This is a genomic window from Streptomyces sp. TLI_55 (assembly GCF_900206255.1).
Classification (GTDB): domain Bacteria; phylum Actinomycetota; class Actinomycetes; order Streptomycetales; family Streptomycetaceae; genus Streptomyces; species Streptomyces aquilus.
The window spans coordinates 4,890,148-4,910,154 of record NZ_OAOJ01000001.1 but is presented as its reverse complement, the minus strand read 5'-3'; the positions used below and the strand labels follow the sequence as shown (position 1 = coordinate 4,910,154).

Annotated in this window: 24 protein-coding genes; 16 read left to right on the top strand and 8 right to left on the bottom strand. The window is 71.4% G+C overall.

What is annotated here, in order from left to right; translation table 11 throughout:
- Nucleotides 1-31: 31 nt before the first annotated feature.
- The 10 genes from CRP56_RS22540 to CRP56_RS22500 all read left to right on the top strand — a co-directional run bounded on the left by CRP56_RS22540 (nucleotide 32) and on the right by CRP56_RS22500 (nucleotide 6,671).
- Nucleotides 32-286 (top strand): hypothetical protein, encoded by a 255-nt coding sequence (locus CRP56_RS22540; RefSeq protein WP_097266704.1) that lies wholly within the window; start codon nucleotides 32-34, stop codon nucleotides 284-286.
- Nucleotides 287-443: 157 nt separating this feature from the next.
- Complete coding sequence (locus tag CRP56_RS22535) at nucleotides 444-1,001, top strand: DUF5994 family protein (RefSeq protein ID WP_097266701.1); 558 nt, start codon at nucleotides 444-446, stop codon at nucleotides 999-1,001.
- A 128-nt stretch (nucleotides 1,002-1,129) separates the two neighbouring features.
- Nucleotides 1,130-1,474: a hypothetical protein gene (locus tag CRP56_RS22530; RefSeq protein WP_097266700.1), complete on the top strand. Its 345-nt coding sequence runs from the start codon at nucleotides 1,130-1,132 to the stop codon at nucleotides 1,472-1,474.
- 706 nt (nucleotides 1,475-2,180) lie between these two features.
- Entirely contained in the window at nucleotides 2,181-2,681 is a 501-nt protein-coding gene (locus tag CRP56_RS22525) for a DUF5994 family protein (protein WP_097266698.1), read from the top strand.
- A gap of 166 nt (nucleotides 2,682-2,847) precedes the next feature.
- A complete protein-coding gene (locus CRP56_RS22520) occupies nucleotides 2,848-3,264 on the top strand; it encodes an ATP-binding protein (protein WP_097266696.1) in 417 nt (138 codons plus the stop codon).
- Nucleotides 3,265-3,476: 212 nt separating this feature from the next.
- On the top strand, nucleotides 3,477-3,947 hold the full coding sequence (locus tag CRP56_RS47165) for a DUF5994 family protein (RefSeq protein ID WP_143664925.1): 471 nt from the start codon (nucleotides 3,477-3,479) through the stop codon (nucleotides 3,945-3,947).
- Nucleotide 3,948: 1 nt separating this feature from the next.
- Nucleotides 3,949-4,152: a cold-shock protein gene (locus CRP56_RS22515; protein ID WP_097266693.1), complete on the top strand. Its 204-nt coding sequence runs from the start codon at nucleotides 3,949-3,951 to the stop codon at nucleotides 4,150-4,152.
- A gap of 178 nt (nucleotides 4,153-4,330) precedes the next feature.
- The gene (locus CRP56_RS22510; RefSeq protein ID WP_097266691.1) at nucleotides 4,331-5,758 is read left to right on the top strand and encodes a DEAD/DEAH box helicase; all 1,428 of its coding nucleotides are present in this window, start codon (nucleotides 4,331-4,333) and stop codon (nucleotides 5,756-5,758) included.
- 139 nt (nucleotides 5,759-5,897) lie between these two features.
- Complete coding sequence (locus tag CRP56_RS22505) at nucleotides 5,898-6,137, top strand: hypothetical protein (RefSeq protein ID WP_097274358.1); 240 nt, start codon at nucleotides 5,898-5,900, stop codon at nucleotides 6,135-6,137.
- Nucleotides 6,138-6,242: 105 nt separating this feature from the next.
- Complete coding sequence (locus tag CRP56_RS22500) at nucleotides 6,243-6,671, top strand: STAS domain-containing protein (RefSeq protein WP_179851092.1); 429 nt, start codon at nucleotides 6,243-6,245, stop codon at nucleotides 6,669-6,671.
- Between the two features lie 40 nt (nucleotides 6,672-6,711).
- On the opposite strand, the gene CRP56_RS22495 is transcribed toward CRP56_RS22500, so the two are convergent.
- From CRP56_RS22495 to CRP56_RS22485, 3 genes are all read right to left on the bottom strand, one after another.
- Complete coding sequence (locus tag CRP56_RS22495) at nucleotides 6,712-7,863, bottom strand: ferredoxin reductase (RefSeq protein WP_097266688.1); 1,152 nt, start codon at nucleotides 7,861-7,863, stop codon at nucleotides 6,712-6,714.
- A gap of 95 nt (nucleotides 7,864-7,958) precedes the next feature.
- Nucleotides 7,959-8,252 carry an SCO5918 family protein gene (locus CRP56_RS22490; protein ID WP_097266687.1) on the bottom strand — a complete coding sequence of 98 codons (294 nt, stop codon included), beginning with the start codon at nucleotides 8,250-8,252 and terminating at the stop codon, nucleotides 7,959-7,961.
- 80 nt (nucleotides 8,253-8,332) lie between these two features.
- Complete coding sequence (locus tag CRP56_RS22485) at nucleotides 8,333-9,028, bottom strand: hypothetical protein (RefSeq protein ID WP_097274356.1); 696 nt, start codon at nucleotides 9,026-9,028, stop codon at nucleotides 8,333-8,335.
- A 389-nt stretch (nucleotides 9,029-9,417) separates the two neighbouring features.
- Here CRP56_RS22485 and CRP56_RS22480 point away from each other — a divergent pair, with 389 nt between their 5' ends.
- The 4 genes from CRP56_RS22480 to CRP56_RS22465 all read left to right on the top strand — a co-directional run bounded on the left by CRP56_RS22480 (nucleotide 9,418) and on the right by CRP56_RS22465 (nucleotide 11,581).
- Nucleotides 9,418-9,621, top strand: coding sequence for a cold-shock protein (locus CRP56_RS22480; RefSeq protein WP_028799214.1), 204 nt, complete (start codon nucleotides 9,418-9,420; stop codon nucleotides 9,619-9,621).
- 236 nt (nucleotides 9,622-9,857) lie between these two features.
- Nucleotides 9,858-10,184, top strand: a complete 327-nt coding sequence (locus CRP56_RS22475) for an SCO5918 family protein (protein WP_097266685.1) — start codon at nucleotides 9,858-9,860, stop codon at nucleotides 10,182-10,184.
- 543 nt (nucleotides 10,185-10,727) lie between these two features.
- Entirely contained in the window at nucleotides 10,728-11,072 is a 345-nt protein-coding gene (locus tag CRP56_RS22470) for a MerR family transcriptional regulator (RefSeq protein ID WP_097266683.1), read from the top strand.
- A gap of 44 nt (nucleotides 11,073-11,116) precedes the next feature.
- Nucleotides 11,117-11,581, top strand: a complete 465-nt coding sequence (locus CRP56_RS22465; protein ID WP_257040886.1) for a DUF5990 family protein — start codon at nucleotides 11,117-11,119, stop codon at nucleotides 11,579-11,581.
- 289 nt (nucleotides 11,582-11,870) lie between these two features.
- Here CRP56_RS22465 and CRP56_RS22460 read toward each other — a convergent pair whose 3' ends face one another.
- Together CRP56_RS22460 and CRP56_RS22455 are read right to left on the bottom strand one after the other, a co-directional pair.
- Nucleotides 11,871-12,698 (bottom strand): FHA domain-containing protein, encoded by an 828-nt coding sequence (locus CRP56_RS22460; protein WP_257040885.1) that lies wholly within the window; start codon nucleotides 12,696-12,698, stop codon nucleotides 11,871-11,873.
- 1 nt (nucleotide 12,699) lies between these two features.
- Nucleotides 12,700-14,655 carry a serine/threonine-protein kinase gene (locus CRP56_RS22455; RefSeq protein WP_097266677.1) on the bottom strand — a complete coding sequence of 652 codons (1,956 nt, stop codon included), beginning with the start codon at nucleotides 14,653-14,655 and terminating at the stop codon, nucleotides 12,700-12,702.
- 215 nt (nucleotides 14,656-14,870) lie between these two features.
- Between CRP56_RS22455 and CRP56_RS48460 the strand changes: the two genes are divergently transcribed.
- The gene (locus CRP56_RS48460) at nucleotides 14,871-16,295 is read left to right on the top strand and encodes a tetratricopeptide repeat protein (RefSeq protein WP_257040884.1); all 1,425 of its coding nucleotides are present in this window, start codon (nucleotides 14,871-14,873) and stop codon (nucleotides 16,293-16,295) included.
- Nucleotides 16,292-18,130, top strand: coding sequence for a serine/threonine-protein kinase (locus tag CRP56_RS22445; RefSeq protein WP_257040883.1), 1,839 nt, complete (start codon nucleotides 16,292-16,294; stop codon nucleotides 18,128-18,130). The genes CRP56_RS48460 and CRP56_RS22445 overlap by 4 nt, the downstream gene beginning before the upstream one ends.
- A gap of 58 nt (nucleotides 18,131-18,188) precedes the next feature.
- On the opposite strand, the gene CRP56_RS22440 is transcribed toward CRP56_RS22445, so the two are convergent.
- From CRP56_RS22440 to CRP56_RS22430, 3 genes are read right to left on the bottom strand one after another with little or no spacing between them, the layout of a single operon-like run.
- On the bottom strand, nucleotides 18,189-18,662 hold the full coding sequence (locus CRP56_RS22440; protein ID WP_097266674.1) for a hypothetical protein: 474 nt from the start codon (nucleotides 18,660-18,662) through the stop codon (nucleotides 18,189-18,191).
- 46 nt (nucleotides 18,663-18,708) lie between these two features.
- On the bottom strand, nucleotides 18,709-19,080 hold the full coding sequence (locus CRP56_RS22435; RefSeq protein WP_097274349.1) for a winged helix-turn-helix domain-containing protein: 372 nt from the start codon (nucleotides 19,078-19,080) through the stop codon (nucleotides 18,709-18,711).
- The gene (locus CRP56_RS22430; RefSeq protein WP_097266672.1) at nucleotides 19,077-19,907 is read right to left on the bottom strand and encodes a hypothetical protein; all 831 of its coding nucleotides are present in this window, start codon (nucleotides 19,905-19,907) and stop codon (nucleotides 19,077-19,079) included. The genes CRP56_RS22435 and CRP56_RS22430 overlap by 4 nt, the downstream gene beginning before the upstream one ends.
- Nucleotides 19,908-20,007: the final 100 nt, after the last annotated feature.

Below are 20,007 nucleotides of genomic sequence, written 5' to 3'. Positions count from 1 at the left end.
CACTGATCCGTGACGAGACGACGAGGTCGCCATGCAGCAGCCCACGGAAGCACCCCGGGAAGGGCATGCCGACGTACGCATCGTCGCGGCCTCCCCCGAGGTCGCCCGGCGCGTCGCGGAGGTGCTCCGTCGTTGCTTCGCGGCCACCGAGCAGCGCAGCTATCCCGCGGGCGCGGGGGGAGGAACGCGCCTCGAACTCGTCGTCGACACGACGCGGGCGGCGGAACCGGCGCGGTCCTGGCTGGAGACCAGCCGGTCCCCGGAGAAGGATCGCGGGAGCGAGTGAGGCGACGGCCGGGAGCGGTCCGTTCGGCCTGTTCGGGGAGTAGCGTGAGGTCATCGGGAGCATTTCGCGCACCGGCCCCGATACCGGTGTCGTTCCTGGTGAGCAACGACGCCGGACAACTGCTCACGCGCAGGGGGTCCGGAGACGGGTCCGCACGATGTCCGCGACCGACGACCGTTCTCCGCCGAGCGCCATACCTTTCACAACCCCGACCGCACGACTCGCCCTCAGACCTGCGAGCTGCCCTCCTGCGGGACACGTCGAACTGGACGGCGCCTGGTGGCCCCGCTCACGCGACCTGCCCCAGGAACTCCCCCCGCTGGCGGGCGTACTGGAGCCGCTGTGGGGCCGGATCACCCGGATCGCCGTCAATCCCCGCTACTGGCCGATCCTTCCGCGCAGGATCTTCGTCAACGGCCGTGTGGTGAAGGTCGGTTGGTTCACCTCTGAGCTGGATCCGCACAAGATCCTGCTGCTGTCCGGAACGGCGGGGCCCTGGGACCTCCTGGTGATTCCCCCGGAGACCGCCGATCCCTCGGCCGCCCGGCTGCTGGCCGCCGCGAGCGCGGGCACCGGCCCGCATCCGACCGCGTCCGCCCTCATGGCGGCGGAACAGCCCGACGGCACTCCCTCGTCGTACGAGGCCGGGCCGCTCCGGCGGGCAGATGACGCCGTGCTCCCCGCTGCGGCCGTCAGCGCCGCGGTGGCCTGGTGAGCCTCCGGGGCAGAAGACGGGCCGGCCGGGTTCCCGGCAGCCTGAAGCAGGCCGCCGGGAAGGCCGGAGGTGCCTTCGGGCGGCGAACCCCATCACCACTCATCACCACGGAAACGGTGCATACGACGATGTACGACCAGACACGCGCCCAGCAGCCCGCCGACCGGCCCGCCGACCCCGGCGGGCACCGCTCCCTGGGCCCCGACCCGCTGATCCCCTCCGATGGACGGGACAAGGTCGTCCGGCGTCTCGGGCACGCCGTGAACGCCTTCGCGGACGCACCGCGCGAGGCCCTGGAGGAGGCCGAGAGCGCCTTCGACGAAGCCACCGACGCGCTGCTCAAGGCCCTCGCGGAACGGCGACGCGTCCTGCGCGCGGGCTGGCAGGACCAGGACCCCGAGACGCAGAACACCGAACTCCGGCTCGCACTGCGGGAGTACCGGGAGATCACCGGGCGGCTGCTGCGGGCGTGAACCGGGCGGCTGCCGCGCGCACGAGCGGCCACAGGGCCGCCGTCGCGCCGGCGCCCCGCCGGGTGGTGCGGCCGGTCAACCGACCGGAGCGCACAGGCCACGCCGGGGACTTGGGCGGACGGGCACTCCCGGCGCCCGGCCGGGGCACCTCGCGGGACGCGACCGCCGGTGCCAGCGTCTTCCGACGGCCGCCGCCGGTCATCCGAGCCTCGGCGGCGGCCGTCTGAGACTCCCCACGCGGCCGAATCCCCCTTCACGGGCGCGCGATACGGGAGCCGTGTGCCCCGCATCGGACCGTGCGACGGCACGCGGGAGGCACCGCGCCGGTCTCGCGACGAGGGGAAGCAGGACTGGGTGAGCAGGAGCCGGCCCACAACGGGCACCGAAAGCCGACTGCTCTGCAGAGGCCGCGAATTTGTCCTTGCCCGAGGGCCGGGGGCACAGGCAGCCACCGGGCTGCCGGACCGCGTGCGTTCCGACGGAATCCTGTGCACGGCGGGGTACCGCAAGCCTAGGCGGACTCCCCCGGGGTGAGAACCCCCGCGAGCGATCGAGAATCCCTCGGACGGCCCGGCCGCCGACGCACCGGGGCGGAGTAGCGTGGACGAACCGGGAGTTGCCCGTACGCCGGCTCCCCGTCGGCGTCCTTCTCGGCGCACCACGACACCGGTCCGCCGCACGGCGGCCCGGGGACAGGGACCGCGACATGAACGCGCCCATCGGTCAACGCGCCTCGCCCGACCGGACACCGCCCGCCTCGCTTCGGCCCGCCCGCCTCACCCTGCGCCCGCCGGCCTTCCCGCCCGGCCCTGTGAGCGGCGCCTGGTGGCCCCGTTCCGACGACTTGCGGGCCGAACTGCCCGCGCTTGTCGAGGCGTTCGACAGGTCGTGGGGGCGGGTGAGCTGTGTGGCCGCTCACCGCGACGCCTGGCCCCAGGCACCGTGCGAGCTGCCGGTCGCCGGCCACACGGTGCGGGCGGCGTGGTTCACGTCCGGGTTCGACCCGCACGCCATCCGGCTCTTCGCCTATGGCGTCGGACGCCGGGACCTGTTGGTAGTCCCGCCCGGTACCGGGACGGCCACGGCCGGGCGGCTGATGACGGCCGCCGCCGATCCCGCGCTCCGCCTCACCGCGAGCGCGCTCCTTCAGGACGCGGAAAGAAACCGCCCGGCGCGTGACCTCTCAACTGTGACCCGTGACCTGTGACCTGCGCGATGCCGCGCCGGCGACGCCCGGTCCATCCGCTTCCGGTTGGCGATCACCCGCACGGGGCATCAGCACCGGGCAGGCCCGGCGGGGGAGAACGTGCCGCGGACCGTAGAGCGGCCACGGCCATGGTGGTCGGGTGGCCCAGGAGGGGAAGTGATTCGCCATGCGTACGCATCGGCGTACCCATCGGCGTTCCGCAGGAGTTGAGTACCTGCTGCCCGACGAGGCCGAATCGGCGGGCAGGGCACGCAAGTTGACCTCGGAGTTCCTCGCCCGGAGCGACCACCGGAGGGCGGGGCTCGACGCCGAGCACATCGACGACGCGACCCTCATCGTCTCCGAGTTGGTCACCAACGCCACTCGGCACGGCGGCAGCTGCCGTCTGCGCCTGCACGTGTCGGACACCCAGGTGACCGTCGAGGTCTACGACGGCAGCCCCGGCCGACCGGGCGTGCGGCCGTTGACGACCTGGGGTGAGAGCGGGCGGGGCCTCGCCATGGTGCGGTGCCTGGCGCAGCACTTCGACATCGATCCGGTCGACGGGGGCGGCAACAGAGTGCGCGCGGTGCTGGCCCTGTGACCGGCCCGGACGTCGGTCCTCGGCCCGCCGGCACCCGCCCGGGCGTAGGCTCGACGTACCGAGGGCTCTTCGCGCAGCGCGACCTGCGGTGCCGTTCCCGGACGAGTGACGAAACGGGCAGCCGTCCTCGGCTCCCGGGACGGGACCGCACGATGGAACCCAGCACGACGCCGGCCGAAGGCCCACTCGCGGACCCCGGGCACACCTACCGCATGCCCCTGCCCCGCCTGGCCCTCACCCCGGAAGTCGGCCACGGCCCGCTGGACGGCGCGTGGTGGCCACGCTGTGACTCCCTGGAACTGGAACTGCCCTCGCTCGTCGCCGCGTTGGAACCGGACCGGGGCAGCACGGTGCGCATCACCGTGGACGCCGCCCAATGGCCCGACCCACCGCACACGATCATGGCGCCCGGCCAGGTGATCGCCGTGGACGTGACCGGATCCGCTGACGGGGAAATATCTGTCGGCTCAAAGGGAGAATTAGGCACGCGGCACCGAGAATATTCCCCGAACCGACCGATTGAGCAGAATTATTCGCGGCACATCGTCGAGCATCACGTGCTACTGTCGAATCAGGTTGCAGTTGTGGTTGCCAAAAGGTTCATTTTCCGACGGGCAGATCATCACGGCGACACGGAGCGCGCACAGGGCGAACTCCGAGCACCGTTTCCGAAGGAGAATTGACATGGTTACCGGCACTGTGAAGTGGTTCAACGCCGAAAAGGGCTTCGGCTTCATCGCGCAGGACGGCGGCGGCGCCGACGTCTTCGCCCACTACTCGAACATCGCCACCCAGGGCTTCCGCGAGCTGCAGGAAGGCCAGAAGGTGTCGTTCGACATCGCGCAGGGCCAGAAGGGCCCGACCGCCGAGAACATCGTTCCGGCCTGACCACGGCACCGAAGCATACTTCGCAGCTGGGGCCCGCACCTTGGGGTGCGGGCCCCAGCTCGCTGCATTTTCAGGGAAAATCACCCCTGCTCTCTCCCGCTCGTTCTCGCAATTCTCTGCGCCGTTCATCGTGCTGCGGGAATTCCTTGACACGCGCCCGCATCGAGGAAGGCTCCGCATGAACCGAGCACGCGCTCAACACCCCCGTCGAACCACACACACCACCCGCCGCTCCAAGGGCAGCGCAGGCCGCCAGGCCGCACCCCGCGGCGAGTTCACGCTGCCGAAGACGGTCGTGCCCGCACTGCCCGCCGTCGAGTCGTTCACCGAACTCGCCCTGCCGGCGCCGCTGCTGGCCGCGCTCGGCCGCGAGGGCGTGACCGTGCCGTTCCCGATCCAGGCGGCGACCCTGCCGAACTCCCTGGCCGGCCGTGACGTACTCGGCCGTGGCCGCACCGGTTCGGGCAAGACCCTCGCCTTCGGCCTCCCGGTGCTGGCCCGTACGGCGGGACGGCGAGCCGAGCCGCGACGGCCACTGGCCCTGATTCTCGTCCCCACCCGGGAACTCGCCCAGCAGGTCACCGACGCACTGACCCCGTACGCCCGTGCCGTACGGCTGCGACTGGCCACCGTGGTCGGCGGGATGTCGCTCGGCAGGCAGGCGAACGCGCTGCGGACCGGGGCGGAGGTCGTCGTCGCGACACCGGGGCGGCTGAAGGACCTCATCGACCGGGGCGACTGCCTGCTGGGCGAGGTCGCCGTGACCGTCCTGGACGAGGCGGACCAGATGACCGACATGGGGTTCATGCCCCAGGTCACCGCGCTGCTCGACCAGGTGCGTCCCGGGGGCCAGCGGATGCTCTTCTCGGCCACCCTGGATCGCAACGTCGACAAGCTGGTACGCCGCTATCTGACCGACCCGGTGGTCCACTCCGTCGACCCGTCGGCGGGTGCCGTCACCACGATGGAACACCACGTGCTCCATGTGCACGAGACGGACAAGCACCGCACGACCACCGAGATCGCGGCCCGGGACGGCCGGGTCATCATGTTCCTGGACACCAAGCACGCGGTGGACCGGCTGACCAGGCACCTCCTCGGCAGCGGTGTCCGCGCCGCCGCCCTGCACGGCGGCCGGTCCCAGCCGCAGCGCACCCGGACCCTCGCGCAGTTCAAGAGCGGGCAGGTGACGGCGCTGGTGGCGACCAATGTCGCGGCGCGCGGCATCCACGTCGAGGGCCTCGATCTGGTGGTCAACGTGGATCCGCCCGGCGACCACAAGGACTACCTGCACCGCGGCGGCCGTACGGCGCGCGCCGGTGAGTCCGGCAGCGTCGTCACCCTGGTGACGCCGGGCCAGCGCCGCGAGGTGAGCCGGTTGATGGCCTCGGCCGGCATCGCCCCGACGATCACCGCGGTGCGCTCGGGAGAGGCGGAACTCAGCCGCATCACCGGCGCCAAGGCCCCGACCGGCGTCCCGGTCGTCATCACCGCACCGCCCGCGGAGCCGTCCCGGCGAGCCGCGGCCCGTACGTCGGCCTCGGCCCGAGGCCGTCGAGGGCGCGCCGCTCGGGGCGGGCCGGCCGGACAGCGCCGCGCAGCATGACAGGTCGCCGGTCCGTCGCCGACCGGCGACGGCGGACGGCCCGCGCACAGCCGTCGCGATCAGAACACATCCGCCCGTACCGCAGGAGGCAGCTGTGACACCGCTTCAGATGCACCGAAACCCGACCGCCCTCGACGTCATGGCCCGCATCGACCACCTGGACGCGATCGAGCTGCGCGTGTTCGACGACATGACCGTCGAGGTGGCCCTGTCCATCATGGCCGGTGCCGGTGTGGAGCATCTGCTCCTGTGCGACGGGGACGACGAGCGCACCGGCTCGGTCACCCAGGCCGAACTCGCCGTGCACCGCGGCAGTTCCGGCTACACGGACCGCGTCCGCCTGCGGGACGTCCTCGGCGCACCGCGCCCGACGCGGTAGCCCCTGGCCCCGGCCCTCTCCGTGCAGTCCGTTCCGTGCAGTCCGTTCCGCGCGACAGAGGCTCTGCGCACACCGAAGCTCCACCGGACAGAGGAGATGGGGCGCATGTGCGCTCATCCCGACCCGCCCGAGCCTTTCCCGAGGCCCGAACTGTTCGACGAATGCCGGATGGTGCACGCCCACGGCGAGCTGGACCTGACCTCCGTGGCACCCCTGGCGGACGCTCTGGAGGGTGCCCGCAGCGGACGCGGGCGCGTCTTTCTCATAGTGGACCTCCGCGAGGTGACCTTCGCGGACGGAAGCATCCTGCGTCCGCTGTGCGAGGCGTGGGACGACTGCCGGGCCCGGCGGGGCTGGGTCCGCGTCGTCCACAACAGCGTGGGCATCGACCTCGTCCTGCTCGGCGGCGGCGTACTCGGCCGTTTCCCGGCCTATGCCAGTGCCCAGGACGCCTGGCGCGGAACGCCTACGGCAGCGCGTGGCGCGGCACCCGCCCCCACATCGACGCGCACTGCCGACGGAGCGGCCCGGTGACGTACGGCAGTCCGTGCCGGGCGAAGATCTCCCGCAGGTCCTAGGCGTCGAGGACGAGCGGACCTGCTGCTCCGTTGACGCAGGTCTGGATCAACTCGCCGGGTTCTCCGTGCACTTCACCGGTCCGCAGATCGCGGATCCGGCCGTCGATCAGCGGTACGAGGCAGCTGTGGCAGACGCCGATACGGCAGCCGTACGGCATGGCCACGCCCGCCTTCTCGCCGGTCAGCAGCAGGGGGGCGGACGCTGGGGCGTCGGTCTCCGCGCCGCTGCGGTCGAACCGCACCCGCCCGCCGGTGGCGTCGGCGGCCTGCGGCAGTACGGGCGTCAGCCGGAAGCGTTCGGTGCGCAGCCGCCCGCGCAGGCCCGCGGCACCCCAGTGCCGCTCAGCCGCGTCGAGCAGTCCCGCCGGCCCGCACACCCAGGCGTCCCGGCGCCGCCAGTCGGGGCAGAGCGCGGCGATGCGCCGCGGGGTGAGCCGGCCGTCCGCGCGCGTGTACGTCAACCCGAGCCGCAGCCAATGCGATCCGGCCGCCAGGTCGGTCAACTCGTCCCGGAAGAGGCACTGTTCGGGATCGGGTGCGCTGTGCAGGAGTACGACGGTGCCCCGGGCGCCGGGTGGTCGGCGGCGGCCGGCGAGGGTGCGCAGGATTCCCATCACCGGGGTGATGCCGCTGCCCGCCGTCACGAACAGCATCCGTTCCGGCGGCGGCTCGGGCAGTACGAACTCCCCCTGGGCGGGCCCGAGTCGCAGCACCGTGCCGGGCGGGGTGCGGTGCACGAGGTGCGGGGAGACACGGCCGCGGGGGTCCGCCTTCACGGTGATGGTGAGCACCCGGTCGCCGGGCCGCGCGGTGATCGAGTACGTACGCCAGTGCCGTACGCCGTCGATCTCCACCCCCACCGGCAGATACTGCCCGGCACGGTGCCCGGCCCAGCCACGCCCCGGCCGGATCGTCAGGGTGGCCGCGGCGGGGCCCTCGGCGCGCACGGCGACGATCCGGCCGGAAGGGTGCCGGGCGGACAGCAGCGGGTCCAGCAGGGCGAGGTAGTCGTCGGGGGTGGAGGGAGTGGTCAGCGGGCCGGACAGCCGGGACGCGGCCGTCAGGATCCGGTCTCCGGTACGTCCGGACCACCACCCGGTGAGCCGGTCCGCGACGGGCGACGGCAGCGCGGGCCTCGGCACGGGCATGGGTGCGCCTCTTCTCCTGGGCGTGTTGCGTGGCGTGGGTGGCGCGTGATGCGTGTTCCTGGATCCGCGGGCGGCCGCCATGGGACTCGGGAGGGTCAGCCCAGTGATCGGTCGACGGACCCGTACGACAGGCCCGGCATCGGCGAGGGCCTCTGCGGAGCGGTCCGGCAGGTGAAGCCCAGACGGACCAGTGCCCGGACCATCTCCGCGGCGGTGAAGTCGCGCGGGTCCTGGCCGGTGATCACCACTCCCACCTGCTTGACGGGGTACACCCGTTCCCCGATCACGACACCCTCCCTCGTCACGGGCTCGGGCCTGACGTTCTCCATCGACATCTCCACCCCGGCCTTGGACAGGTCGAAGGGGTAACGGGCGATCACACAGCGCATGGTGCCTCACCAGGGTCGGGAGGGATCCGGGACGGGTGGAACGTGAGCGGGCGGCAGAGCGGCGGGGGTCCGGCCGCCGGTCAGTGGAGTACAAGCAGTCGGCCGGGAGCGAGGTGTGAAGCCTCGCGGGCCTCGGCCGACAGACGGCGCCAGCCCCAGGACAGCAGCGCTTCGAGTGTGTCCGCGTTGGCACGGTCGACCAGCGTGATACCGAGCGCGGCCGCGTGATCGCTCAGCAGCCGCTTCTGGAGGCGCCGGGCGAGGTTCCAGTCACGGCTCTGGTCCTGGGTGCGTACCAGTCGCTCGACGAGAATGTCGACGATCGCGAAGAGCCCTCCGGAGGCGGCGACGCGCAGCAGGCTCTCCGGGAGGTACCCGTCGAGGCCGTCCCACCAGGGCACGTCGCCGCGCACGGGGAAGCCGTAAGCGCACGCCGTGAGGACGACGGCGCGCGAGGGGCCGTCGCTCTCCGCCACGAGCAGTTCGAAACCCGGCCGCCGCATATGGCCCGCGAGCCGTCGCCGGAACGCGGCGGACCGGTCCTGGTCCGACGCGTCCGAGGCCCGCACCTGACTGCACGAGGTGCGCGTGTACAGCTCGCCGAGCTCTCGCATGCGGTCGTCGATCTGACACCGTGTCAGCGCACGGACGAGTTCGCCCTTCTCGGGTGAGGGCCCCTGCCGACGCCGCTGCGGCGGCGCCTTGGGAAGCGTCGGCCACCGGCCCGTTGTCCCGGGGTGGGCGGTCTCCGGGCGCTCCGGCGTGTTCACGGTCATGGGCGAACCCTGCTCCGGTCCGGACGGGTCCGGCCCGGTGTCGTCGTTCGCCGAGAACGGCACCGGCGTGGGAGTCGGCACACGGAGAGCCCTCGGTACCTCCGAGCCTACGCCGCCGGTGCGGCGGACGAGCGCATCCACACCATCCAACCCGAGGAGAGCAATATCTGTACCCGCGAAATGAGAAATAGGAGCGGCGTGCGGCGAGTATTCCTCGACCGGCTGGCGGAGGGGAATTACCCACCACGCAAGGCCGATCGCACCGTGCTACTGTCGATCTCAGTTGCAGGTGTGGTTGCCAGAAGGTTTTTCCGACGGCTGATCACCACGGCGACACGGGAATATGCACAGGGCGTACTCCCGTACACCGCCTCCGAAGGAGAAACAACATGGCTACTGGCACTGTGAAGTGGTTCAACGCGGAAAAGGGCTTCGGCTTCATCGAGCAGGACGGCGGCGGCGCCGACGTCTTCGCCCACTACTCGAACATCGCCACCCAGGGCTTCCGCGAGCTGCTGGAGGGCCAGAAGGTGTCGTTCGACATCGCGCAGGGCCAGAAGGGCCCGACGGCCGAGAACATCGTTCCCGCCTGACGCACCGGCACTGACGCATACTTCGCGGCTGGGGCCCGCACCTTGGGGTGCGGGCCCCAGCTCGCTGCATTTTCAGGGAAAATCGCCCCTGCCGTCTCCTGCTCGTTCTGGCGATTCTCTGCGCCGCTCATTCTGCTGCGGGAATTCCTTGATACGACCGCTCCAACGGTTATGGAAACCGACAGCCCGGTCGGCCCGTTCTCCTTCTCCCCGCGACTTCTTCCCTGTGAGGCATCATGCGCTGTGTCATCGCCAGGTACCCGTTCGAGCTGACCAAGGCCGGGGTGCTGGCCTCGATGAAGGGCGTCAGGCCCGAGCTCGTCACGGGGGCGTCCGTGACCATCGGCCGCCGCCGCTACCCCGTCAAGCAGGTGGGCCGGGTCATCACTCGACAGGACCCCCGTGACTTCACCGCCGGCGAAGTCGTGCGGGCCATGACGGGTCTCGGCTTCACCTGCCACGACCGCCCCGAGGGTGCGCCCGTGGGCGTGGGCGGACCCGCTCTCGTCCACACCACGTCCGCGCTGCTCGGCGACGCCGGCGCCGGCGCCGTGGCCGTGTGAGGACGGGCGGGAGACCGCCCTCAGGAGCCCGGTGGGGGCCCTGCCGACGCGCGTCGGCAGGGCCCCCACCGCTGTGTCGCCGACCGCCCGGAAAGCGCCGGCCGGGCGAGACGCAGGCCTCTCACCGGGACCGATCACTGCAACATTCTTCCTCCACCAGAAGGGTGAAACCTTCTCTTGCCGGAGTAGATTTTTGTTCCTGGCGTGGGTATTCTTCTTCTCGTAGACACGGTCGACGAGATCCGCCAGACACGAACTGGCGGGTGTTCCATCAGTGGTTGGTTCAGAGAGGAACGGAGGAGCAGACGCCATCAGGATCGCCCGGCCCGAGGATGCACTCGGCCCGGGTACCGCAAGACCCCGGAATGGATGGTGGTCCCCGGTCAAGCAGCTGCGATCCCCCCGCACCCCCCTCTGTCGGGCCGGGTAGCGGAAACAGAAGGTCGGCACAGCAGTAGGGCCGACAGATGGTGTTCAATTTCCTTCGGGGCCCTGGTGCCGTACGGCACCAGGGCCCCTCGACGCGTTGCACAGTGAGGTGGCATGACATCGGACAACCCCCTGAATGATCGTCTGGACGACGACGACTACCCCGCGTACTCAATGGGCCGGGCAGCCGAGATGCTCGGCGCCACCCCGGCCTTCCTGCGGGCCATCGGCGAGGCGCGTCTGATCACTCCGCTCCGCTCGGAGGGAGGACATCGCCGGTACTCCCGCTACCAACTGCGGATCGCCGCGCGCGCCCGGGAGCTCGTCGACAAGGGGACTCCGATCGAGGCCGCGTGCCGCATCGTCATCCTCGAGGACCAGCTAGAGGAAGCACAGCGCATCAACGCCGAGTACCGTCGCGCCGCCGACGAATCGGCGGGCCGTGTCGGCTCCGCCTGACCAGGCGGGGTGAGAGCGCAGTTCGCTGCGGGATGATGGCCCGTATGCGCATCCGCATCGACGCCGTCGATCTGCCTGGCCTCACCTGCCCGGCTCCAGCCGACGGCAAAGTTCCTGAGTACCGCAACGTCCATGTCGCCGTGCAACGCCGCGACCGTCCGGCCGAACTCCTCGCACCGCAGCCCGGTGACGCGCGGTCCGCGACGTGGACCCTGGAGTGCACCACGAGCGTCTCGCCGTCCGGCATCGAGGTCAAAGGCCCCTACGTGCAGGACCGTCTGGGCCATCGGTTCATCTACCTGTCTTGGGGCACGGTCGACGATTCGGGCACCTTCACGATGTTCCGCCGCGCCAAGCTGATGCTCGACGCCATCCCCGCTGATGTGCTCACCGGCGCACGCGACGGACTGCTGGTCGGACGCCTCGGCCTGACCGACGCACAGGGCGGGCCTCTGTGCGCACGCGTCCAGCCTCCGCACATCACCTGGACCGCCGAACGCGCCGGCTAGGAGAGGGTCGCACACCGGCCCGGCGCTCCAGTGGGAACACCCCGAAGTCGACAAGCTTCGCGGACCGGGTGGGGCGGAACCCCTGCCCGAGGAACCTCATAAACCCCAGGAGCCCCTGGAGTTCGGGGAGGAAGAGCTGGAGGTGGATGCCCGCAGGCCCCGGGTGATCACCGTGGCGTTCTGGCTGTTGATCACGTCCGCGGTGCTCTGGGTGCACCGGCACCGGTGTGGCCCTGCTCTACGGCCGTCGCGGCAACACGTACTTCCGCCGGCGGCCATGGTGACCGCGTCAGGCCGAGTCGATCAGTGCCAGGTCCATCGGTACGAGCGTGGTCGATGCCATGAGGGCCCGGATCAGGTGGTCGTTGAGCGCGTTGCCCACCGGCTCGCCGAGCTCCTCGCGGGTCAGCCAGGGCACCCCGTCGCGGGACAGCTTGGTGCGCACGCCGTTGACCAGGTGCTCGACGCGCTTGTCCGTCCAACCGGCACCGGGCTGCACCTCGGCGAGTTCGGCGGCGGTCTGCCGCCAGGTCAGCGGCTGTGGCCGGGGTTCGTGCAGCAGGTAGCGCCGGCCGAGGACGACGAGGGCGAGCTTCTCCTGTTCGGTGAGCGCCCACACCCGGGGCGGGCGGGTGACGTCCTCGTGCCGCGGCGGCGGCCGGTCGCCCTCGGGGCCGGTGACGAAGACCTCCAGCAGGTGCTCGCGCCCGTGGGAGCCGCCGACGAACAGCGGGGTGTAGCCGGTGTCGAGCGGCAGTGACTCCTCACCCCGGAACAGCAGCCGAGCTCCCGCACAACGGATCGGCAGCCGCCCGGAGTTGCTCACCCACCAGCGGCCGTCCCGGTGCGTGAGCGTGCCCTGGTGGCGACTGACCTGCGGGTCGTCCTCCCCGAGGCAGACATGCACCTCGGGGCGGTTGCGGCCGAACAGGACCTCGCGGCCCTCCCCCGGCCCCAACGTCATACCGCCGGACAGCGCGAGCGCGAAGACGGTGCCGGGCAGCGGTGCGGACGCGCCACGGGCGAGGCTCCCATGGGTGGCGGGCAGGCGCCGGCCACCCGGGGCGGGCACGGCCCGCTCTCCGGGCCGACTCCGTGCCGTGTCCCGTTCGGTCATGTCACCGCTCCTGCGCTCGCTTCGCGATGTTCTGTACGGCGACGGTGGCGAACTCCCTGGCGGAGTCGCACAGTTCGGCGGTCGGCTGCGGCGCGTACACGGTCAGCTGGAGCAGCTCGACGGTGCGGTCGCCGACGGAGTCCGTGTACGTACGGTGCGGTGTCCGTACGGTGCAGCTGTCGTCCTCGGCCTCGTCCGCCACGTAATAGCTCCGCGTCCCGGCGACGTCCACCGCCGTTCCGTCGTCGGAGTCCAGCGAGTTGTCCCGGCTGAACTGGATCTCGACCTCGCGCTTGCCGTCCTCGCTGGACCAGTCGCAACTCCAGGAACCGAAGCCGCGGTCCCGGCTGTCCGCGTCGACGCCCGGCAGCCGCTTGAGCTCGGAGGCGTCGAGCAGTGCGCAAGTGTCCAGCAGGGCCAGGGACTTCGCGGCCGACGGCGACGATCGCCGGGGCACTGGGCCGTCCGCCAGCACGCCGACCACGTGGTCGGTGGCGGCGTCGGCCATCTGGCACGGGTCGGGCGCCGCTTCACCCAGTTGCTGCCCGATGACGCGGATCTGCCTGCCGTCGGTGGTCAGGACGGCCCGCTCGCAGGCCTCCCCGTCCCGTTTGAGGGTCACGACCGTGAGGCCGCCGACGAGGTGGGTGGATGCGATGTCCTCGAAGTCGTCCCGGTCCGAGTCGAGGTTGACCTGGACGTCCGCGTTGTCGTCACCGCTGTTGTTGCGCACCAGGACGTCGCAGCGGTCGAACTCCCCGTAGTCCGGGTCGAGTACGGTGTCGCCGAAGCGGCTCAGCGAGGCGGCGGCGAGCAGCGCGCAGGGGTCCGCCGTACGCTCGTCGCCGATGGCACCGGCCGGCGACGTGGCCGAGGGTTTCGCGTCGGCCGCGCCCGTACGGCCGCCCTCGTCCCCCTCGTTCTTCGAGGCCCACGGGCCGAAGACGACCAGCCCGGCCGTGATCGCGCCCGCCGTGGCCAGCGCCACCGCCGTGATGGCCAACCGACGTCGGCTCAGGGGCTGTTGCTGCTGCGGCACGAAGGGCGTGGAGTCCTGCGCCCGGCGGACGAGTCGCCGTAGCCGGAGGGTTGGGGACGTCAGGTCCCGCGCGCGGTTGCCGTGCAGCAGCTCCGCTATGTGCGGGGGTGGTGGCACGGCGCGCGTCAGCAGCCTCTGCGCCCCGGCGGCGTCGGGTCGGCGCCGGGGCTCCACCTCCAGCAGGGCGGTGAGCGGCCCCTCCAGCGGGCCGGCCCGGTGCGCGGGCTCGATGTGTCCCTCGACGGCCCGGGCCAGGTAGGCCGCGGGGTGTTCGACCTCGCCGTACGGCGACCGGCCCTCGACCGCCATGAACAGGGAGGCACCCAGGGAGAACACGTCGGACTTCTCCCCCGCGGGCAGCCCCTTGGCCAACTCCGGGGCCAGATACGGTGGTTTGCCGGGCACACTGCTCGTCCCGCTCTGTGTGACGTCGCTCCACAGCGCCCGCGAGATCCCGAAGTCGGTCAGTCTCGCGACGCCTTCGTCGGTGACGAGGATGTTCTCCGGTGTCACATCGCCGTGCACCACGCCCTCGTGGTGGGACTTCGCCAGCGCGGCCGCGATCTGGCAGCCGATCGAGCCGGCCGCCTCGGGCGTGAGCGGACCGCTCTCCGTCAGGATCTGTGCGAGGCTGCGCGAGGGGACGTACTCCATGATGATCCAGCAGGTGGCGCCCTCGTCGACGAAGTCGAAGACGCCCACGATGTTCGGGTGGTGCAGCCGCCCGGCATTGCGCGCCTCGCCCATGAGCCGTCGCGTGGCCCGATCGTCGTCCAGGCGTGCGCACTTGACCGCGACCCGCCGTTCGAGCCGCTCGTCCCAGGCCAGCCAGACGACGCCCATCCCGCCTCTGCCGATGGGCTCCTGCAAGAGGTACCGGCCGGCGATCTTGTCCCCGGCCTCCGGTGTCACCGGCACCGCCCCGCCCCTCGCCTCACCGCCGATGGTCCTGCCAGACGACGGAGTGTACTCAGCCCGCACCTGGCGGTGATCTCTTTCACCGGACTTCGCACGGACCCGCCCACACCCCCCACACCACCACCGGTCCACGGTCGCCCGGGACCCCTCCCGGGAACGGCGCCGCACCATGCGGGCACCGGACCTGTTCGTGACCGAGACCGGGGGAGATCAGGATGAGCGACCCGACGTACGCCCCGCCCACCGTGCCGAGTGCCGCGCCCGACGAGCCCAGGGCACCCGACCCGGTGGCCGCCGCCCTGGGCAATGCCTCGCTTCTCGGCGTCGGCTATCTGCTGCTGCGGCGACGCCGGCTCGCCCTCGCCGCCGTGGCCGGCAGCGCCGTACTCGTCTTCAGGCTCGTCACGACCGCCTCGCCGTCGTACGAGGTGGCCGTGCTGGTGTGGTGGGCGGCCGTGGTCGTCCACGGGTGGTTCCTGGCGCGCGGAGGCGGTGGCCGGGGCAGGGCGCACAGACAACGCCTGGTGGCGCTCGGCATCACGCTGCCGGTGCTGCTGGTGGTGGGGCTGTTGCGCTTCGACGCGTTCAGGATCGGTCGCAGCGTCACCGAGGCACGCGAAAGCGGCGACTGCGCACGGGTGTCGACCGCCCAGGACCGCGTCTGGTTCGGGCACCGCGTCGCCGACGCCCCGCTCACCGCCCGCGGTGACGAGGCCGTGGCGGCGTGCGACCGGCTGCGGACGGCCCGGGCCGAGCTGAGCACGGCGCTGACCGGGGACACCGAGGCGCTGGCGGACGGCTTCGGCACGCTCGCTTCCGTACTGGCCGAGGACGGCAACGAGAAGACGGTCGAAGCGACCTTGAACGGATTCCTCGGCAGGCTGCCCGCCAAGAACCCCTGCGACACCGCCGACGTCACCGACTGGCTCGACGACCGGGGGCGGAGCCACGACGTACTGGACCGGGCCGCCGACACGGCCGAGCTGACCGCGCCCGCGGCACTCGTCGGATGCGGTGACGACTTCCTGGCGGACGGCAGTTGGGAGGAGGCGCGCACGTACTACGAGCGGCTGCTCGCCCGGTATCCCGGCAGCGGCCTCGCGGACCGGGCCCGGAAGGGAGCCAGGAAGGCCACCCTGAGCATCGAGTTGGCGAACGTCAGCAACCTTCTCTCCGCAGGGACCGGCACACAAGCCGAGTACTGCGCTGCCCCCGCGAAGTACAGCGGCGCCAAGCCCATGGGCAAGGGCACCAACCCCGCGCTGTTCTACGCCTCCGACGAGAACGGCACCGCCTCCGGGTACCCGAAGCTGTTCCCCGGCTCCTGGAAGGCGGACGATGCCGCCGACGCGGTGCTGGTGGTCTGCATGGGCGAGGACACCTTCGGGGATTCCGTCGAAACCTGCCCGTACCGGAGCGAGTCCTCCGGCGCCGTCGGCAACGTGAGCTTCCACAAGATCGAGATCCCGGTGAAGGTCTACGAGCTGCGCACCGGCAGGCTGGTCGCCGACCGCAAGATCCAGATCAGCGGTACGAGCTGCCCCCCGACCATCTTCACCGCGGAGAGCACCGACTCGATGTACGTCGACCCGTCCAGGTCCGATGTGCGGTCCGCCTTCCGCCCGCTGGTCGTCCGGTGAACGGCGGCGCGGACCGTGGCTTCGGCCGGGTCATCGCCGGGCGGTACCGGCTCCGGGAGCGGCTGGGTTCCGGCGGTGGCGGACACGTGTGGCTGGCCGAGGACGAGGATCTCCAGGTCCGGGTCGCGGTCAAGGAGATCGCCGTTCCGTACGAGTCGGACGGACCCGGCGACGACCCCGTCCACCGCGGGCGCAGGGAGGCGCTCAAAGCGGCGCAGCTGCGCGAGCACCCGAACGTGATCACGGTGTACGACGTGGTGGAGGACGACGACCGCCCGTGGATCGTGATGGAGTACCTGCCCGGCACCCGGGATCTGCGGGCCGTGGTGGAGGGCCGCGGGCCGCTGCCGAGCGAGGAGGTGGCCCGGATCGGGGCTGCCACCCTCGACGCGCTGTCCTCCGGGCACCGGCTCGGCATCATCCACCGGGACATGAAGCCCTCCAACGTCCTGTTGGCGCCGGACCCGTCCGGAGCCGCCGATCGACGGGTCCTGCTCACGGACTACGGCATCTCGCTGTGGCCCCGGGAGACCCGGGTCACCCGGAGCGGCATGGTGGTGGGCACCCCGGGCTACCTGGCGCCGGAACGACTGTCCGGCGGCGAAGCGACGGAAGCGACCGATCTGTTCTCGCTCGGTGCCACTCTCTACTTCGCCGTCGAGGGCGCCTCCCCCTTCGAGCGGGACACGCTCGACGCCTCCCTCATGGCGGCGCTGACCGCGGAACCCGTCGTACCGCAGCGGGCGAGCGAGCCGCTGAGCCGCGTGATCACGGGGCTGCTGGCCAAGGATCCGGCGCAGCGTATGCGGGTGGAGCGAGCGCGTGAGCTGCTCGCGGAGGCCGGGGGAACCGGGACCCCTCGTGCGCCACTGCCCGCGCTTCCCGGAGCCGCCCGGGAGACGACCGGTTCCAGCGCCGATTCCGCCGCCGCGACCGGCCCCCGGCGCACCTCGGCCGCCGCTCGCCGGGCGCCCGGCCGCCGAACGTCCGCACTGCTGACGCTCGTTGCCGTGGTGGCGGGGGCCGGCGGATTCGCGCTGGGCGCCGCCACGTACCCGGTGGAGAAGGCCGGGGTGAAGGGGCCGGAGGTCGGTACGAAGGTGGCCGCGAGCCCTTCCCCGACCGTGACCCGAAACGCGTACCCGTACGGCCGGCAGGCGGGGCTGCGCGAGGAGCTCACACCGGGACAGTGCGTCGACGCCGACGGGAAGGACGGGAAGTCCAAGGAGCTGTCCGAAGTGAAGGTCGTCGACTGCTACGACGACGATCCCGACGGCCAGGTCATCACAACCGTCGCAGCCGACGGCGCACGGGCGGGGCTGGACGAGTGCACCCGGCGCACCGCCAGGCTGCGGGCGACCATGGCCGACCCGGTGCTGTACGTCCTCCCGCCCGGGCCCGGGCAGAGTGAACCGCCGCCCTCGGCCTGCCTGCTCTTCCTGAAGAACGCCACCGCGGGCGGCCCGCTCGGCGGCTTCCGCAAGTTCGGCCACGAGGTGTACGTCACGCAGCTGGGCCCGGGTGACTGCGTCGACACACGGAAGGACGAGGACGACACGTACACCAAGACCCTGGTGAACTGCGGCGGACCGCACGACCAGCAGATGGTGGGCTGGACCCGGGCCTCGGGCGACGGCTCGGCGGACAGTGTCGACGCGGGAAACCTCTGCGACGAGAAGTACGGCGTCAACTGGGCCCGTGGCCAGGGACACGAGATGTGGGGCTGGTACTCCACGGACGAGGAGTGGGATGCCGGGTTCCGATGGGTGCTGTGCGGCGTGGGCCGGGAGGACGGGAAGAAACTCCCCGGCGGAACGGTGAAGTCGGCGTACTGACTGCCCGCGGGATCCAAGCTCTGGTGTCCGTGGTGATCAGCCGCTGCAACGGCAGTTCTCAGGGCCCTGTACTGAGCGACGTTCCCGAAGCGTCGAGTGCGCCCACAGCCGCATGGATATGAGCCGAGCCCTGACGCAAGCGTTCTCCCGCGCACCACCAGGACAGTCGCTTTTCTGCGTCCTCCCTCGGGTGCATGCCCAGGCCGTGCTCGGGGCACAGAGGCCATGCCTGCCACAGAAGCTCCACGACGGTCTCCTGCGCGGCATCGGCGACGTTCGCCAGCGCGGAGGCAAGGCTGTGCTGTGAGTGCGGCTCCAGGGAGCTGCCGTGCCACTCGCCGTTGGCCGTGGCGACGTGGATGTACTCCGGCTCGTCCGCGTCGTCGAACGGAAGGGCCAGTAGCTGTAGGGGTTCCAGCGCGGGAAGCGTCGCCGTGAGGTCCTGGTTCAGGAGGGCCAGGGCCCGGTCCCACACGGGGTATTCGCCCGGCGCGACGCGGCGAGGCTCTGGGGGGTCGAAAAGAGCGCACATGGGCACCATCCTGACGTGCTCCGGGTGAAGCCGGAATCGGTGGCCGTCATGGTGTGCCGGGCACGGGGGGACGCGGGGTCTCCAGGCGTAGTACGAGTGCGCGTAGGGCCCGCAGCTCGGCGTCCAGGGCCTGTGCGCCTTCACGGGTGAGGGTTACCCATGTGCGGGGGCGTCGGCCTGCGTAGCCCTTCTCCACGGTGATCATTCCGGACTCCTCCAGCACCTTCAGGTGCCGGGAGAGGTTCCCGTCGGTGACGGCCAGTTCCTTCTTCAGGAAGCCGAACTCGACCCGGTCGGCCTCGCGGGCGACGGTGAGGATGCCGAGCCGTACGCGCTGGTGGACCGTGTCGTCCAGCCCCTGGGTGGGATGCGGTTCCTCCTGGGCGTCCCGCGCAGCGGTCGGGTCTTCGACGCTCATGAGGTGACCGTACCCGCGGCTGCTGCGCCGGGCGCGGCTCGGCGGCGGGCCGTTGTCCACTCACACATACCGGCCAGGAGCAGGACGGCAGCGAGGAGAAGGGCCTTGGCCTGTGGGCCGTCGGGCCAGCCGGGGTGGGCCGGGTGCTGCCAGGGAAACAATCCGGTGCCCCAGGAGGCTCCCAAGTACCCCGTGAGCAGTAGGGCGTGGGTGGTTCCGGCCGCCGCGGCTGCCCAACTGCGTTCGGCAATGCCGAGGGCGAGCAGTCCGATGCCGACCAGGTACCACGGGGAGGCGTAACTGTTCTCCAGCAGCACGGCCTCCCACGGCTGGTCCTTGCCGAGCAGAAACACCGACAGAGCTGCCGTGATCACAGTGGTGGTTGCGGCGATCACGCGGATCCACATGCCACGCCGGGGGACGACGCCCCGAGCCTCACCGCGCAGGCGGTACCAGCGGGCGAAGGCGAACCAGGCGAGCGGGAGGAGCGCGAACCACACGCCCCATGCCGCGAAGCGCAGGAAGGCTCCGTCGAACTCGCCCTTCAGGCAAGGAGTTCCCGGTTCGTGGACGACACACAGGCCGGTCAACTCGGCGTAGGCAAAGGCCGGATAGGACCCGATGTCGCGCCCGTGGGCTCCGAAGTTGAAGGCGTACCGGGCGACCGGGACCGCCGCCAGCGCGAGGAGTCCGAAGCCGAGGAGGGGCGTCCACGCTCCGTGGGTCTGCGTGCGGGTCCTCGCCCGGAGGCCTTCCGTCGCGGCCAGCAAGGCGGCCGCGGCCGCCCTCGGTTCCGATCCCGCGCCGCTCTGTGCGGATGTTCCCATCTGCCGTGTCCCCCTTGTGGCTTGCGCTGTGCCGGCGCTCGTGAGCGGGCCGCCGGAACGGCATCCGCCCACTTAACTTTGCAACACAAAGTACATGGCA

Coding starts and splice junctions, on each gene's coding strand:
- CRP56_RS22540 (WP_097266704.1), top strand. CDS start 32: ATGCAGCAGCCCACGGAAGCACCCCGGGAAGGGCATGCCGACGTACGC.
- CRP56_RS22535 (WP_097266701.1), top strand. CDS start 444: ATGTCCGCGACCGACGACCGTTCTCCGCCGAGCGCCATACCTTTCACA.
- CRP56_RS22530 (WP_097266700.1), top strand. CDS start 1,130: ATGTACGACCAGACACGCGCCCAGCAGCCCGCCGACCGGCCCGCCGAC.
- CRP56_RS22525 (WP_097266698.1), top strand. CDS start 2,181: ATGAACGCGCCCATCGGTCAACGCGCCTCGCCCGACCGGACACCGCCC.
- CRP56_RS22520 (WP_097266696.1), top strand. CDS start 2,848: ATGCGTACGCATCGGCGTACCCATCGGCGTTCCGCAGGAGTTGAGTAC.
- CRP56_RS47165 (WP_143664925.1), top strand. CDS start 3,477: ATGCCCCTGCCCCGCCTGGCCCTCACCCCGGAAGTCGGCCACGGCCCG.
- CRP56_RS22515 (WP_097266693.1), top strand. CDS start 3,949: ATGGTTACCGGCACTGTGAAGTGGTTCAACGCCGAAAAGGGCTTCGGC.
- CRP56_RS22510 (WP_097266691.1), top strand. CDS start 4,331: ATGAACCGAGCACGCGCTCAACACCCCCGTCGAACCACACACACCACC.
- CRP56_RS22505 (WP_097274358.1), top strand. CDS start 5,898: ATGGCCCGCATCGACCACCTGGACGCGATCGAGCTGCGCGTGTTCGAC.
- CRP56_RS22500 (WP_179851092.1), top strand. CDS start 6,243: ATGTGCGCTCATCCCGACCCGCCCGAGCCTTTCCCGAGGCCCGAACTG.
- CRP56_RS22495 (WP_097266688.1), bottom strand. CDS start 7,863: ATGCCCGTGCCGAGGCCCGCGCTGCCGTCGCCCGTCGCGGACCGGCTC.
- CRP56_RS22490 (WP_097266687.1), bottom strand. CDS start 8,252: ATGCGCTGTGTGATCGCCCGTTACCCCTTCGACCTGTCCAAGGCCGGG.
- CRP56_RS22485 (WP_097274356.1), bottom strand. CDS start 9,028: ATGACCGTGAACACGCCGGAGCGCCCGGAGACCGCCCACCCCGGGACA.
- CRP56_RS22480 (WP_028799214.1), top strand. CDS start 9,418: ATGGCTACTGGCACTGTGAAGTGGTTCAACGCGGAAAAGGGCTTCGGC.
- CRP56_RS22475 (WP_097266685.1), top strand. CDS start 9,858: ATGCGCTGTGTCATCGCCAGGTACCCGTTCGAGCTGACCAAGGCCGGG.
- CRP56_RS22470 (WP_097266683.1), top strand. CDS start 10,728: ATGACATCGGACAACCCCCTGAATGATCGTCTGGACGACGACGACTAC.
- CRP56_RS22465 (WP_257040886.1), top strand. CDS start 11,117: ATGCGCATCCGCATCGACGCCGTCGATCTGCCTGGCCTCACCTGCCCG.
- CRP56_RS22460 (WP_257040885.1), bottom strand. CDS start 12,698: ATGACCGAACGGGACACGGCACGGAGTCGGCCCGGAGAGCGGGCCGTG.
- CRP56_RS48460 (WP_257040884.1), top strand. CDS start 14,871: ATGAGCGACCCGACGTACGCCCCGCCCACCGTGCCGAGTGCCGCGCCC.
- CRP56_RS22440 (WP_097266674.1), bottom strand. CDS start 18,662: ATGTGCGCTCTTTTCGACCCCCCAGAGCCTCGCCGCGTCGCGCCGGGC.
- CRP56_RS22435 (WP_097274349.1), bottom strand. CDS start 19,080: ATGAGCGTCGAAGACCCGACCGCTGCGCGGGACGCCCAGGAGGAACCG.
- CRP56_RS22430 (WP_097266672.1), bottom strand. CDS start 19,907: ATGGGAACATCCGCACAGAGCGGCGCGGGATCGGAACCGAGGGCGGCC.